The 14,185-nt window shown below is 59.4% G+C and carries 11 protein-coding genes and 1 pseudogene; 4 read left to right on the top strand and 8 right to left on the bottom strand.

The features are described from left to right. Positions 1-183: 183 nt before the first annotated feature. Both ACYVNQ_RS04205 and ACYVNQ_RS04210 read right to left on the bottom strand, forming a co-directional pair. Positions 184-1,767 (bottom strand): Na+/H+ antiporter, encoded by a 1,584-nt coding sequence (locus ACYVNQ_RS04205; RefSeq protein ID WP_460901013.1) that lies wholly within the window; start codon positions 1,765-1,767, stop codon positions 184-186. A gap of 359 nt (positions 1,768-2,126) precedes the next feature. Continuing rightward, positions 2,127-3,419, bottom strand: a complete 1,293-nt coding sequence (locus ACYVNQ_RS04210; protein WP_460901014.1) for an MFS transporter — start codon at positions 3,417-3,419, stop codon at positions 2,127-2,129. Positions 3,420-3,730: 311 nt separating this feature from the next. Here ACYVNQ_RS04210 and ACYVNQ_RS04215 point away from each other — a divergent pair, with 311 nt between their 5' ends. Continuing rightward, entirely contained in the window at positions 3,731-4,711 is a 981-nt protein-coding gene (locus ACYVNQ_RS04215) for a Gfo/Idh/MocA family protein (protein ID WP_460901015.1), read from the top strand. Positions 4,712-4,761: 50 nt separating this feature from the next. Beyond that, a complete protein-coding gene (locus tag ACYVNQ_RS04220) occupies positions 4,762-5,463 on the top strand; it encodes a GntR family transcriptional regulator (protein ID WP_460901016.1) in 702 nt (233 codons plus the stop codon). On the opposite strand, the gene ACYVNQ_RS04225 is transcribed toward ACYVNQ_RS04220, so the two are convergent. The 3 genes from ACYVNQ_RS04225 to ACYVNQ_RS04235 form a co-directional block, all read right to left on the bottom strand. After that, positions 5,460-6,365 carry a LysR substrate-binding domain-containing protein gene (locus ACYVNQ_RS04225; protein ID WP_460901017.1) on the bottom strand — a complete coding sequence of 302 codons (906 nt, stop codon included), beginning with the start codon at positions 6,363-6,365 and terminating at the stop codon, positions 5,460-5,462. The two genes, ACYVNQ_RS04220 and ACYVNQ_RS04225, sit on opposite strands and share 4 nt — an antisense overlap. Before the next feature lie 20 nt (positions 6,366-6,385). Then, entirely contained in the window at positions 6,386-7,042 is a 657-nt protein-coding gene (locus ACYVNQ_RS04230) for a hydrolase (protein ID WP_460901018.1), read from the bottom strand. 187 nt (positions 7,043-7,229) lie between these two features. Then, positions 7,230-8,171, bottom strand: coding sequence for a LysR family transcriptional regulator (locus tag ACYVNQ_RS04235; RefSeq protein ID WP_460901019.1), 942 nt, complete (start codon positions 8,169-8,171; stop codon positions 7,230-7,232). A 483-nt stretch (positions 8,172-8,654) separates the two neighbouring features. On the opposite strand from ACYVNQ_RS04235, the gene ACYVNQ_RS04240 reads away from it, so the two are divergent. Beyond that, positions 8,655-9,518, top strand: a complete 864-nt coding sequence (locus ACYVNQ_RS04240) for a DMT family transporter (RefSeq protein WP_460901020.1) — start codon at positions 8,655-8,657, stop codon at positions 9,516-9,518. Between the two features lie 221 nt (positions 9,519-9,739). Further along, a complete protein-coding gene (locus tag ACYVNQ_RS04245; RefSeq protein ID WP_460901021.1) occupies positions 9,740-10,942 on the top strand; it encodes an L-dopachrome tautomerase-related protein in 1,203 nt (400 codons plus the stop codon). Positions 10,943-11,503: 561 nt separating this feature from the next. Here ACYVNQ_RS04245 and ACYVNQ_RS04250 read toward each other — a convergent pair. From ACYVNQ_RS04250 to ACYVNQ_RS04260, 3 genes and pseudogenes are all read right to left on the bottom strand, one after another. Continuing rightward, positions 11,504-12,289, bottom strand: a complete 786-nt coding sequence (locus tag ACYVNQ_RS04250; protein ID WP_460901022.1) for a hypothetical protein — start codon at positions 12,287-12,289, stop codon at positions 11,504-11,506. Then, positions 12,273-13,673: an N-acetylmuramidase family protein gene (locus ACYVNQ_RS04255; RefSeq protein ID WP_460901023.1), complete on the bottom strand. Its 1,401-nt coding sequence runs from the start codon at positions 13,671-13,673 to the stop codon at positions 12,273-12,275. Before ACYVNQ_RS04255 ends, ACYVNQ_RS04250 begins: the two co-directional genes overlap by 17 nt. Continuing rightward, positions 13,670-14,185 (bottom strand): annotated as a pseudogene (locus tag ACYVNQ_RS04260) (hypothetical protein); the annotation flags it as partial. The pseudogene ACYVNQ_RS04260 and the gene ACYVNQ_RS04255, both read right to left, overlap by 4 nt.

Below are 14,185 nucleotides of genomic sequence, written 5' to 3' on the forward strand. Positions count from 1 at the left end.
GGTTGACGGTCGACGAGCTGCGCGCCGGCAACGACCACAAAGGTCGATGCATCGCGCAGATAACACGCGATGCATGCTAGTGAATGAATATGAAATTATTCTGACAGTAATTAGTAATATTTGGGCGGCATGGCTCAGTGACGTGTCAGTACACGCTGCCGCGGGCCGCTGCGCCTGGCTGTATCAGCCGCGCGCGAGCCGTGCCGAGATCTCCTGCAGATCGAGATCGCGTTCCAGCACATGCAGCAGTTCGTCGTGAATCAGCCCATTTCGATGCATGCGCAACAATTCCGCGCGGCCGGCCGCGATCGCCGCCAGCACGATGTCGTAGTGTGCGGCACGCACCTCGGTTGGGAAGTTGACGGCATTCTCGAACTTCTTTACCAGCTGGGCGCGATAGGTGTACTGCTCGAGCAGACGCGGATGAATCACGCTGCCGTCGGGTGCGTGAACCAGCGGAATGATCGCTTCGAGCTGCGCCGCCTCGATTCTGCCCCACGCCTGCGGTTCGCCCAGATAGTCGGCCTGCTGCTGGTCGCGGGCAGGATCGACCAGCCGGATCAGCACGCCGAGCGTGGTTCCCTGTAGCAGCACCGTGACGAGAATCGTGCAGAACGCGGCGAAGATCGTCAGGTCGCGACCCGGCATCGTCTCAGGCAGCGATAGCGCAATCGCGAGCGTCACGACGCCGCGCATGCCGGCCCAGCTCACCACCGAAGCGGAACGCCAATCGAGCCCCTGGTATGGGCGCCGCAAGATCAGGCTGGAGAGTCGCTCGAGCGCCGCGCTGCCGAAGGTCCACACACCGCGCGACAGCACGACCGTCACCACTACCACAAGCGCCGCGGGTCCCAGCAGTTCGATCGCGTTCTCATAACCGCCGAGGCGCACCATCACGCCGCGCAGCGACAGTCCCATCAGCACGAACACCAGCGCTTCGAAGACGAACACCATCACCTGCCAGAACGACGAGCCGCGGGCACGCACGGTGGCGGAGAAGACCTCGTGCTGATGCCAGCCGAGCAGCATGCCGGTGGTCACGGTGGCGATCACGCTCGATACGTGCAGCAGTTCGGCGACGATATAGCTGATCCAGCCGCAGATTGCGCCGAGCGTGATGATCAGATAGTCGTCGTCGATCAGACGCATCAGCCGGATCACGATATGGCCCACCAGATAGCCGACCACGATGCCGCCTACCGCGAGCCCGGCGAAGCTCGCCAGCGCGTGCGGTACGCTGAAGGCGCCAGTCAGTGCGGCGGCGACCGCGAAGCGAAACAGCACGAGGCCGGCTGCGTCGTTGAGCAGGCTTTCTCCTTCCAGCAGCACCATCAGCCGCCGCGGCAGCGACAGCCGTTCGAGCACCGCTTTGGCCGCGATCGCATCGGGTGGCGACACTACCGCGCCTAGTGCAAAGCAGGCGGCCCACGGCAACGACGGCACGGCCAGATGCACGGCCACGCCGACGATCCACGTGGTGAATGCGACCGCGCCGATCGCGAACAGCAGGATCGGTTTCAGATAACGCTTGAAGTCGTTCCAGACGAAAAAGTACGCACCGTCCATCAGTAATGGCGGCAGAAACACGATCAGCACGAGGTCCGGGTCGAACACGACGGGCGGCAGCCCGGGCGCGAAAGCCATCGCCGCGCCGCCGATCAGCAGTGCCGCGGACGGCGGCAGACGCAGGCGCTTGGCCACCAGTTCGAGCGCGATGATCGCAATCAGCGAAAGCAGGACCAGCTTGAATGCCGATACGGCTGACATGAGACCTCCTCCGGAAATGCGATACCTGGCGCATGCGGCGCGGTGTCCGCGCAGTGGCGAAAAACGCGTAGCGTTCGGCGTATGAAGAGCGAAGGATGCCGGCCTGAGCGGAATCGTCGAAGCCGGCGTGAGCACCGGCATCTTAGCAATGAGACGTGACGGCGGCTATCGAGGTGGTGTGAATACCGCCCGGATGTGGTCCGGATGCCGCGCGAATGCGGCAGGCCAGCAACGATGCGCGGGCTGATGCGTGCGCTATCGGCATGAGCGCCGCAGCGTGAGCGTAGTAGGGCAAAACATCTGCGATGCGCATGCCGGTCGCATTGCACGACCGCGGCGAGCGCACTGCCGAGCCTGCTTCAATCGAGCGGCCGGCCTCTCGTCTCGCGAAACGCCAGCACGGCCGGCAGCGAAACCAGTGCACCAAGAATCACATAGTACGTGACCGAGATCGGGCTATTGGTGCGCGCGATCAGCCACGTCGCGATGAACGGCGCAAAGCCGCCGAACACCATCGACGCGAGGTTGTACGACGTGCTCAGGCCAGTCAGACGCCGGCGCGTCGGAAACATTTCGACCAGGGCCGCCGCCATACTGCCGATAAACAGCCCACAGTTCGCGCTAAGCGCGGCCTGAATCGCAACCGATAGCGCGAATGGCGCGCCATGCACGATCAGCCACACCAGCGGATACGACAGCAGCAGAAACACCACGCAGCTGAACAGCAGAACCGGCTTGCGTCCGATGCGGTCCGACAGCGCGCCCGACGAGACCACCGCCACCCCGGTGGCCACCGTCGCGAGTGCTGTCGACCACAACGCGCGGCTCGCGCTCCAGCCCACATAGTGCTGCAGGAAAGTCGGAAAGTACGACAGATAGATGTAGATCGCCACCGACTGCACCGCGGCAAACGCAAACGCGAACAGCATCGTGCGCGCCGGCAGCCGCGTGGGTTGCACCGCACTGCCTTGCGCGGCGCGCGCGAACACAGGGGTTTCGTCGACCTTGTTGCGCACCAGCAGACCGAGCGGGCCGATCAGCGCGCCGGCCAGAAACGGGACACGCCAGCCCCAGTCCGACATGGTCGCCGACCCGAGCGATGAACTGAGGATCGCGGTGACAGCCGTGCCGACCATCTGGCCCAGAAAAATGCTGCCGGGGTGCAGGCTGCCATACAGCCCACGCCGATGCGTAGGCGCCCACTCGACCAGAAACGATGCCGAGCTGCCCCATTCGCCGCCCGCCGAAAAGCCCTGAAACGAACGCGCGACCACCAGCAGCACCGGCGCCCAGATACCGATGCTGTCGTAGGTCGGCAGCAGGCCGATCAGGCCCGTGCCGCATGCCATCAGGCCGATCGTCAGCAGCAGCGCGGGCTTGCGGCCCTTCGCGTCGCCGAACAACCCGATCAGCACACCGCCGATCGGCCGCGCGATAAAGCCGACGCCGAATACCGCGAAAGTCGACAGCAAGGCGACGCTCGGTGTCGAGTTAGGGAAGAAGTGCTTGCTGATGATGGTGGCAAGAAAGGCGTACACCGTGAAGTCGTACCACTCGAGCGAGTTGCCGAGAATCGACGCGATGATCACGCGCGCGCGCATCGGCTGCGCCGTGCTCATCGGTAGCGCGGTGGTGGACGAACTGACAGTCATCGGGCGTCTCCTGTTGTCTCCAGCGGGGCTTATGGACTGGGCTTACAGTTGCGCCGCCGCGCCGCGCGCGATGGTAGCGGCGGTTCGACTTCGCGGTGATGCGTGGTGCACGGGTGCCTCGGCGGGTGCGTCGTAGCGCAGCTCTTGTCGACCAGATTATTAATAATCGATGCGGGTCGCGTCAACGGATTATTGGAGATATCCGTAAAAGCCGCGGGTAAACGCTCGAAAAGTTGACCATTCGATGCTCCATTATTAATAATGGCCGTGCTTCTGAAGCGGGATCGACCTAACGAGCGAGGAGAGTACGGATGTTCAGAATCGGGCTGATCGGCGCAGGCTGGGTGACGCAGCATCATCTGCTTGCATGGCAGCGGCAGGGCGCACGGGCGAAAGTCACGGCGATTGCCGATCCGGCACGCGAGCGCGCCGAACAGCGCGCGCGGGCCTTTGCGATCGAGCATGTGTACGACGATGCGCTTGCGATGCTCGATGCCGGCGCGCTCGATGCGGTCGATATCGCCGCGCCGCGCGAATTTCATGCGCCGCTGGTACGCGCGGCCGCCGCACGCGGCTTGCCGATCCTGTGCCAGAAGCCGCTCGCGCCGACTTATGACGAGGCGTGCGAACTGGCGCGTGACGTCGCGGGCCAGACGCGCCTGATGGTGCACGAAAACTGGCGGTTCCGCGCGTACTACCGGCAGATCGCCGCGTGGTTGAAGGCGGGTCGCGTGGGGCGCGTGCTGCAGGCGCAGATGACGCTGTTCACGTCCGGCCTGCTGGCCGACGCGCATGGCAAATATCCGGCGTTGGAGCGTCAACCGTTCATCGCGACCCTCGAACGCGCGTTGGTGATGGAAGTGCTGATCCACCACATCGACGCATTGCGCTTTCTGCTGGGCGAACTGACGCTCGAACACAGCCGCATCGGGCACACGTCGCGCGCGATGGCCGGCGAGGACCGCGCGTCGCTGACCATGAGCCGTGCGGACGGCGCCGTGGTGCATCTGATGGCCAGCTTCACAGTGCATGGTGCGGAGCCGGCGCAGAGCGACAAGCTGATGATTGTCGGCGAGCGCGGCACCATCGTGCTGGATGGCCCACTGCTGACGTTGCGCGGTGCCGAACCGGAAGAGCTGCGTTACGACCTGCAAGCGTGCTACATCGATTCGTACGCCGGCGCCATTGCGCATTTCGTCGATGCGCTGGCTGACGGTACGCCGTTCGAAACAGCGCCCGAAGACAATCTGCGCACGCTGGCGATTGTCGAGGACATCTACGCGCGCGGCTAAAAATCGATGCACGCGCATCGAATTCTGCGGCGACCCATTGGCCCATTCGCATGAAAGCCCATCACGACCCCACGCCGCGTGCAAGACCGAGCCCCGTTCAGGTTCAGGTCGCCGACATCGCCGAAGCATTGCGCGAGGACATCATCTTCGGGCGGCTCGCGCCGGGCACGCGCCTCGTCGAAGACTCGCTGATGGCGCGCTTTTCGGCGAGCCGGCATTTCACGCGCCAGGCGTTGTACGAACTCGAGCGGTTGGGCGTGGTGGTGCGCGAGAAGAACAAAGGCGTTTCGGTACGGATGCTGACGCCCGACGAAGTGCGGCAGATCTACGAAGTGCGCGAAATGTTGCAGCGCCAGGCGGCCTTACGCATTCCGCTGCCCGCCGCGCCGGCGTTGATCGATGCGCTCGAACAGATCGAGGCGCGTTACGTGAAAGCGCTGCGCGTGCGCGATTTCAGCGCCCTGCATGAAGCTAACGACGCGTTTCACGTCACGCTGTTTTCGGCATGCGGCAACCGGTATCTGGTCGAATCGATCCAGCACTACATGCTGCTCAGCTTGCCGGTACGCGCGACCAAGACCACAGATATCGCCCACGCGCAGCAGTCTGCGCATCATCACAACATCATGATCCAGATGCTGAAAGGCAGCGACAACTGGGCGTTGGCGCAGTTGTGCGTCGATCACCTGCAAGGCGCGAAGAACGATTATTTGCGTGACCGGGACGGCACGCAGGCTGCGCTTGCGGGCTAGCTGAATGCAGTCAGCTTCGGTACTTCCGCGGCGAGAAAATCCACCAGCAGGCGCACCGCGGGCAGCAGGCCGGTGCGGTTGGGCATCAGCGCGGACAGCCATGCATCGGAGGCGATCCAGCCGGGCAGCAATTGCCTGAGCGAACCGGCATACAGTTCGGCGCGACACAGAAAACCCGGCAGTGCGGCAATGCCGAGATTCGCCAGAGCGGCCTCTTTCAGCGACAACAGGTTGTTGCTCTGGTAGCGCGGCACGATCGGTACTGCAATCGCCTCGCCGTCCGGCCCTTGCAGATGCCATTGCGGCGGACCGCGACGCACCATCGAGATGATCGAGTGGCTGCTGAGCTCGGCGGGATGCCCGACGCCGGGCCGCCGCTCGAGATAGTCCGGACCTGCGAACAGGTGCCACGGCATGCGGGCGATCGGCCGCTGGATCAGATTCGAGTCCTGCAGCTTCGACGTGTGGCCTCTGAGCGCAAGATCGAAGCCTTCACCGACGATGTCGACGAAGCGGTCCGTCGCGTGCTCCTGGATCGCAACCTTCGGGTGCTGATTCAGGAAGGCCGGTAGCACGTTGCGTAACAGGCATTGCGAAATTTCCACCGGCACCGTCATGCGGATCACGCCGCTCGGCTCGACGACCCGCTTGCGCATCGCCTGTTCAGCGGCGCTTGCGCTTTGCAGCAGCGCAAGTGCGTGCCGATAGAACTCGCTGCCTACTTCGGTCATCGCGAAGCGGCGCGACGTGCGATTGATCAGGCGCACGCCGAGTGTCGCTTCGAGCACCTTGATGCGATGGCTCAACGTGGACTTCTGAAGTCCCAGCAACTCCGCTGCTGAGGTGAAGCCGCCGCGCTCCACGACGTGCACGAAGAAGCTCACATCCTTTAGATCCAGCATCGGCCTGCCTTGGGATTCCTTTACTTGCTGTCGTGCGCGCCGAACATCTGCTTCACGTACTGGATGCCGATGCCGAACGCGCCGCCAAAGCGCATCGCGATGCCGGTGGTGAGGTCATACGTCTCGGCACGCGCCCAGTCGCGCTGCAGTTCGAGCACATAGATCAGTGCGGTGATCGGGCGGGCACCCGCCTGGATCATGCGCTCGACCGCGCGCTCGTGTGCTTCGAGTGTGCAGTCGCCGCAGGCATCCGTGACCACATACACTTCGAAGCCTTGCTCGAGCGCCGACAGCACCGGGCCATTGCAGCAAACCGAGGTCCACAGGCCGGCGACCACCAGCCGCTTCTTGCCGATCGCATTGACTCGCGCGATGAAATTTTCGTCTTCCCATGCATTCGACGTGCTGCGGTCGATCGGTTCTGCATCCGGAAAGGCTTCGGTGATTTCGTCGAATAGCGGGCCGGCGAAAGAATCACGCGAAATCGTCGAGATGATGGTCGGCACCTTGAAGCCCTTGGCCGCATGGGCAAGGATGCCCACATGCGCACGCAGGTTCGTGATGTCGATCGATTTCGTGTTGAATGCCATCTGCGACTGGTGGTCGACCAGAAGCAGCGCGTGATCGGTGGGGCTCAAAAGCGAACTGGCGGGTTTAGCAATTGCTTTGATGCTCATGAAGCGGGCCTCATCGGGTTCAGTGACTGCATGAGTGCGGGCCAAAAAGCCTCGCAACATGCCGGTGATCAAGCTAACGGGAGCAAGCTGAGGTCATCGGCATGCGACGCATTCTAAGTGTGCAAGTGCGCGCGGAATGCCACATTTGCGCGGAATCGGGTTGGCAAAATTGCGGACGCGAAACCGCTTATCGATCGAGTCCTATCGGATGTCCGAAACGCAATTCCCGGCCTTCGATAAACTCGCGATGCCGTACGATCGCTTCAGCGCAATGCTGCATGAACGCGTAGATGCGGCCGGATCTGCGGATGTCGGGATGGGTCAGCACCCACAGTTCGCTATACACCTCTGACTCGATCGGGCTGATCCGGATCAGACTGCCGACCAGATCGCCATGCATGCAAGGCAGAAAGCCGATACCCAGGCCGGCGGCGATGGCCGACGCAACACCGGCGACGGAATCGCTGCGATAGACGATCTTGTCGGACGGCACGCGGTCGTTGACGAACCTGAATGCCTTGAGGCCCGATAGCCCCTTGCCGTACGACACCCATTGACGCTGGTAGAGCGCGCTGGTTTCCGGTGCCGCGCCAACGTAGTCGATCCTGCGCCCGTAAATCGCCCACGCAACGGTACCGACCTTGCGGCCAAACAGATTTTCAGGCGGCTCGGTCGTGGCGCGAAAAGCGATATCCGCGTCGCCGCGTGCAAGATTGAGCGCCTTGTTACTGACGATCATTTCGATTTGCACGCTCGGGTTGCGGACCTGGAAGTCCGCGATGATCGGCGTGAGGAAGTCCAGTAGCAGCGCGTCGCTGGTCGTCACGCGCAGATCGCCTTTGAAGCTTTGGGCCGGACCGGATACGCGGCGCACGACGCTCAGAATGTCTTTTTCGACGCGCTCGGCCAAATCGATGATGTCGGCGCCGGATCCGGTAGGTGCATAGCCGCTGCGGCGCCGGTCGAACAGCACCGTGCCCAGCATTTTTTCAACTAACGCAAGGCGCCGCGAAACCGTCGAATGATTCAAGCTGAGCGTAGTGGCCGCGGCAACGAGACTGCCGCTTTCACCGATTGCCTTGACGATGCGCAGATCGTCCCAGGATAGCGTCTGGAGGGGATCGCTCATGATGTTCCTTGTTTTTAGCTTGATGTCGATCTTGAGGGGAGAGGCAATACGTACAAATTAAAGCAGGAAAGAATGCTGCCAGCGCCGCTTGATTGACGTTCCGGCGATGCCATGGCAAAGTGAGGCCGAATCGTTGCTTGATCAGCGTTGTTTAAGCAACTGGGCATTGCAGCATGCCCGGGTCTTCAAATCCAGCTAGTTGCAAATCCATCATGTTTAAAGCGCCGCATTGCACGATTGGCATCGCCACAGCCTCGCAGGCTGCCGGTCGCCCGCGCGCGCTTACGCCCCCAGTAGCAGCACTCGTCGGGATGACGGGTGGTGCTGCGCAAGCCGCTTGCCCTCCGCCACCGGCGTCGTTCGCTCAGGACTAATCGGTCCATCCGGCGGTTTCCGCGTTAATCCGTAGTGTTTTGCATGCTGCGCATGCATGCGCCTGCGCGCGGAAGCCTGTTCGATTTTTTTCGACAGGGCATCGACATCATGTCTTTAACCAACTCGCGTTGGGCCGCACACGGCTCGACGACGCTTTTCGTTTTGCTTTGGAGTAGCGGCGCAATCTTCACGTCGTCGGGGCTCGCACATGCGAGTGCGCTCGCTTTTCTCACGATGCGCTTCGCGCTGGCGTTACTGGTGATGCTGGGCATCGGCGTGCGGCGCGGGCGCTGGCTGCCGCCGCGTGGCGCCCGCTTGCCGGCAGCCGTTGCGGGCGTGTTGATGATAGGTGGCTATTCGCTCAACTACTTCATGGCGATCGCGCATGGCGTCAATCCAGGCGTGCTGGGCGTCGTGCTTGGCGCGCAACCGATCCTGACGTTGCCGTTGCTCGAGCGGCGCTTTGCCGCGCGCCGCATCGCGGGTCTTGCTGCTGCGTTGTGCGGGCTCGCGCTGGTGCTGGGCGAAAGTTTTGCCGGCCCGAGTCTCGGAGGTGCGGGTACCGCGTTTGCTCTGGGTGCTTTGCTCTGCATCACCTTTGGAGCGATTTTGCAAAAGCGCATAGCGTGCGCACCAACCGACGTGCTGCCGCTGCAATATGCGGTTGCATTGCTGATGTGTGTGGCATGCATGCCGTTCGTGCCTTTTACGTTCGAATGGAATGTGGGCTTTGTCGTGCCACTGTTGTGGCTTGCGCTCGTCATTTCGGTCGCGGCGCAACTGCTGTTCTATGAACTGATCAGGCGCGGCAATCTTGTAGACATCACGAGTCTGTTCTATCTCGTGCCGGTCGTTACCGCGCTGATGGATTACGTTTTTCTTCATCATGCGCTGGGCTGGCCCGGGATGGCGGGCATGGCTTCGATCGTGGCCGGACTGGCGCTGGTGTTCGCCAGGCCTCGGGTTCGGTGAGGTTCGTTGGCAGGGTGGGGCGGCTTGTGCAGCTATACAAGCCGCATCAATTGCAGATGCCGCGAAATTTCCGCGCTGCGCGCGGTTAGAATCGGGCGGTTCCACTGATCGAGGCGATGGAGACGACGACCTCGAAAGGAATGACAGCTTCGGCGCAAGCGCTCTTCGCCAGCTTTGTACGCGGCGCATTCATCGATTCGAAATCATAAAGAGGATGCCTGATGACAACAGATTCCCATCAACTTGAATTACGTCGGCGCGTGCTCGCGTCCATCGGCGCGGGCCTGCTCAGCAGCACGCTCGGCATAGGCGCGTGTGCCAACGCGCTGGCCGCGGCGAGCGCATCATCCGCGCCTCGTTTGCCACGCCTCGAAACCGTCGCGACCTTTGGCGACGATTTTCGGCTGGTCGGCATCGGCGTCTCGCGCCATGGCCGCGTGTTCGCCACGGCGCCCGCGTCGGTCAAGCGGTCTCGCTACAGCATGGTGGAAGTCAACCCGTCGACTGGCGCATTGACGCCATTCCCCGATGAAAGCTGGAACGTCTACAAGCCGGATCAGGATGGCACGCAGCAGTGGATTTCCGTGCAGGCGTTATGGGTGGATGAGCAGGATCATCTATGGGCGCTTGATTCTTCGTTGCCGTCGGTGGACCAGAGCCGTCAGCCGCCGAAGCTGATCGAGTTCGATCTTGCGACGCGCAAGATCGTGCGCCAGTTCGACTATGGCAAGGTCGTCACGCCTAAAGATTCGATCAACGACATCCGCGTCGACCTCAAACATGGCTACGCGTATCTCAGCAATGCGGGCAATCAGGGCGGCGTGGTCGTGACCAACCTGCAAAGCGGCGAGTCGCGTTTGCTACTGGCCGGCGATCGATCGAGCGTGGCCGATCCCGATGAGCATCTGATGTTCGGCGACCGGATTGCGCGCAAGATCGACGGCGGCGTGCTGGTGCTGCAGACCGACGGCATTGCACTTTCACCCGACCGGCAGTGGCTTTATGCGCGGCCGTTGACTGACCACCACTATTGGCGCATTCCGACTGCGGCGCTGATCGATACTTCGTTGTCGGCGCAGCAGTTGTCGCAACGGGTGCAGTCGCTTGGTGATGGTGCGCTGACTGGTGGTCTGATTATGAGTGGGGCAGGTGAATTGTATGGTGGGGACCTGGAGAAACGCACGGTGGTTGCGTTCGATGTGGTGGAGCATAACGGCAAGCCGGGGCTCATCGAGAAAACCTTCGTTGCGCCGCATCCGCAGTTGTCATGGGCCGATGGCTTTGCGATCCAGAATGGCTACCTGTATATCGCGGACTCGCATTTGCATGAGCTGAACTTTTCGAATGGGTATCCGCGCGAAGGGAAGTTCGCGATTTTCAGGGTGCGGTTGCCGCATCAGCCGGCGGGTAGTTTGGCGGGGTGAGTGAAGCAGGCGCGAGTGGCGTGTATGCTAAAGCTTGTGCGGTCGATGTCGATGAGATGCCGGACGACCTTAACCTGGGCGGAATCAATAACATCTACTCGCCAGTTTGCACCTCTACGCCACTTTCGCCGCGAGTGTTCGCATGTGGGTGAGGCGGCCAGCATAGTGCGGAAATCCATGTGATGAGGTATGACATCGCGCGGCCGCGTGCCTCCGTGCATAGCGAACCAGTTTTCGAGCAGCCGCACCGCCTGGAAGGAGCCAAAGCGGTAGGGTTCGTCGAATAGGCGCGCGAGAACGCGGGGATTTTGACGTCGGGGGAGCATTGGGCCGTTTGATTTTTTATCCCTTGGCATCTGGCGTCGGGACATGTGTAAAGCGGATTCTTGCCACATGCGCACCAGACGCGATCGACGCCGAGCACTCGGGCGTGGCCGTCTTTGCCCATGTCCGCGCTCGTTCCGTCGACTAGATGCTCGTCGAGATTATTGCCGCAGGTTGCTGTTTCATAATCGAGTGCGACGCGGAGTACGCCGACGAACATTGAGAGCGCAGACACGGTTATCTTGCCACGGTCGAGTCGCCTGGGCGGACGGATGACTTGTTCATTTCAGAGACGTCCAAAGACTTCTCAGAGATTCGTGGAAAGACCTTATTTCGTCTCTTCGCGATTGTCGGAAATGGATTGACGAGATCATTTGAATGGATCCAGCCCGTGGTAACCCGCCCAAACGTTTTTTCATCGGCTCGAGCATCAACAAAGCGAACGTAAGAAAAATCATCTTGCGTTTTTATCAGAACAACTCCATTCCATTTCGTGAGGTATTGTTTTAATATCTTATATTTCCCATTATTGTAACGATAGAAATTTGACTTAGCTTTTACAAGCCGAATTCCCTTGGCAGGTATTGTATGGGAGAGTGAATAAGTCGTTGCGTTGGCACTGTAACGGTCAGACATGAACGACCCTGCGGAAGACTCGCACCCTGCTTGCCCCTCCACGGTTTTTATAATCCAATCTCCATCTCTTCGATATAGATTGCCATCGATATCAAACATTTTTTCTCTGTTTTCGAATAGAAATGATTTGCTTCCTGGCGTGAAGGTGATTATTTTTGTATCTGAAAAGCCATCTTTATCAATGCTGGTGGGTGACGATTCTTTCTGAATAAATAAGAAGATGCATGAAAATCTCCCGCTGCGTAATGCATGCATCCCAGAAATCACATTGCCTTCCTTGTAACCTGTGAGACTTGGATCGTCAAAAATAATTGCCTCGCCAGCGTTTGCCAAAGCGCTGAAAAAGCATAATGCCAATGCTGTCGCAAGGCTATTTAAATAAATCATAATATTCCTTCAAATTATTTGCGTAATCAGGATTTGTAATTTCCCAATCTGCGCCGTTGTAGGACGATGCGACCATTTCCCAGTCGTGATTTCTTAATCCGTGAATTGCTTTCCGTTTTGTGTTTTTCATAAATTCAACAAATATTGCAACCTGTCCATCTGTTCCCGATATGGATTTATTGACAAAATCGTGGATCGTCGAGCACCCGCATTTCAGAAAATTTTCACCGAGGATCTGAAACCCTCCCCACGAACATGCCTGCAAAGCAACTTCGAGGTCGAGTTTTGTCGCGCGAATCAGTCTTTCGTATTGGTGAAATCCGCCCGGACCATAGCTGCCAGGTTGTGGGAAGCATAAGTCGGGATAGCCTGGGTATGGGTTTCCAGAGGCCAACTTTCTTGAGGATTGTCCGTCTTTGTGTGCTGCCGACTTGTTCAACTCAATGCGCTTTTTTATTGAAAGAACATAAAAATGCGTTCTTTCGTAGAGGATTGGAGGTAGACCATTTTCTAGAAAGGGATGCCCTTTTGATTCTTGCTGAACGATAGCTTTGATGGCCGCAACTTCGACATCAAGTTGCTTTGCCATATTTTTAAATTGTTCTTCTGAAAAATTCTCAGGAGATGGGTAGTTCAGCCGAGAGCCAAGTAAATTGAGTAAAATGGTCCTCGGTTTGCCGTGATCGATCACCCGGTAATGATGCTCAACCGTGATGTGGGTTTTCTTTTTATGGTTTTGTGGATTCTCAATTGTCTCTTTGCGCTTGACAGGAAAGTCCTTTATGACCTGACCTTGCTCGGTCACCTTATGTGACCATCCCACATAAGGCCCAAAATCCTTTAAAAACCGCTCAATCGTCATCACCTCCCCGTGCTTTACCAAAGGAAGATCAAGGTTCTGCTCCAGTGCTTCCTTTGAATCGAGCCTTGTTGTTGCTTCAATGTGGTATTCCGGGCTGACGATCGTGAACGCACTAATATCCTTTTGAGGCGTGACCGTTGCCTTCCAGACGTATTCTCCCCGCCGATTCTTCACCAGCACATCGACAGGCTGGCCACGTGCGGCATTCTGAATCGTCGTCGCGACACCATCCTTGTCAGTGATGACCTCAACGATATTCTGAGCGGAAGGTGGCGCTGCCTCATTGGAGGCGGGCATCTGCGACGCGTTGTCAGACACCCGCATTACGGCGCCCGAATCTGCGACGTCTGCGGGGTTCACGTCTGTGATGATCCACGCGACGGCAGCCTGCGTTCCAGCACTCGGCTTTATTTGAACAGCAAGTCCTTCGATAGGCTTCTGAAGCACATCTCGAAAAAGGAAGGTTGCTTTTACGAAAGGATTTTTCGGCGCTGGTGGTGAATGCTTGGAGGAGGCGGTCATGTTCGCTCTTCGTTAATGGCTAAGTTCTCTGGAGTTGCAGCTAATTCATGTATCGCATCGTCTTGATCAACTTCATCGTGATCAAACGCGTCTTCCATGGCGCTCCAGTCGCCATCCCCGATCTCGCACCTGGTCTTGACTGATTGTTCCGTGTGGACGGGAACCGTGGCTCCGTCAGCCAGCATGCCCTGCTGGTGGATCGAACCGTCAGGCAGGTATATCCGGTACGGCTGACCGTCCAGTACCGCGCCTGTCGCCCTGTTTCCAATCACCGTACTCACATCAAAGGTTTGGCTATACAGATGGTTCGGCTGCTGATCCATCGGTGCCAGTGGCATGACAGGCAGCGGCAAACGTGCCGTAGTCGCAGTGGACTTACTCCACCGTGGCGTCTTTTCTAGAATCGGCCCCGACGACCCGTTGATGATCCCGTTCGCGTTGATCTGGATATAGGAGCCGCCCGCGCCAATCCAGACTTCCTTAGCCGCATTGAGAATGACCTTGCCATCCGA

It is taken from the genome of Paraburkholderia jirisanensis (genome assembly GCF_054782355.1).

What these genes read in the sequence shown, in the direction of transcription:
- ACYVNQ_RS04230 (WP_460901018.1), bottom strand. Translation starts at nt 7,042, where the DNA reads ATGAGCATCAAAGCAATTGCTAAACCCGCCAGTTCGCTTTTGAGCCCC.
- ACYVNQ_RS04220 (WP_460901016.1), top strand. Translation starts at nt 4,762, where the DNA reads ATGAAAGCCCATCACGACCCCACGCCGCGTGCAAGACCGAGCCCCGTT.
- ACYVNQ_RS04255 (WP_460901023.1), bottom strand. Translation starts at nt 13,673, where the DNA reads ATGACCGCCTCCTCCAAGCATTCACCACCAGCGCCGAAAAATCCTTTC.
- ACYVNQ_RS04210 (WP_460901014.1), bottom strand. Translation starts at nt 3,419, where the DNA reads ATGACTGTCAGTTCGTCCACCACCGCGCTACCGATGAGCACGGCGCAG.
- ACYVNQ_RS04215 (WP_460901015.1), top strand. Translation starts at nt 3,731, where the DNA reads ATGTTCAGAATCGGGCTGATCGGCGCAGGCTGGGTGACGCAGCATCAT.
- ACYVNQ_RS04245 (WP_460901021.1), top strand. Translation starts at nt 9,740, where the DNA reads ATGACAACAGATTCCCATCAACTTGAATTACGTCGGCGCGTGCTCGCG.
- ACYVNQ_RS04205 (WP_460901013.1), bottom strand. Translation starts at nt 1,767, where the DNA reads ATGTCAGCCGTATCGGCATTCAAGCTGGTCCTGCTTTCGCTGATTGCG.
- ACYVNQ_RS04235 (WP_460901019.1), bottom strand. Translation starts at nt 8,171, where the DNA reads ATGAGCGATCCCCTCCAGACGCTATCCTGGGACGATCTGCGCATCGTC.
- ACYVNQ_RS04250 (WP_460901022.1), bottom strand. Translation starts at nt 12,289, where the DNA reads ATGATTTATTTAAATAGCCTTGCGACAGCATTGGCATTATGCTTTTTC.
- ACYVNQ_RS04225 (WP_460901017.1), bottom strand. Translation starts at nt 6,365, where the DNA reads ATGCTGGATCTAAAGGATGTGAGCTTCTTCGTGCACGTCGTGGAGCGC.
- ACYVNQ_RS04240 (WP_460901020.1), top strand. Translation starts at nt 8,655, where the DNA reads ATGTCTTTAACCAACTCGCGTTGGGCCGCACACGGCTCGACGACGCTT.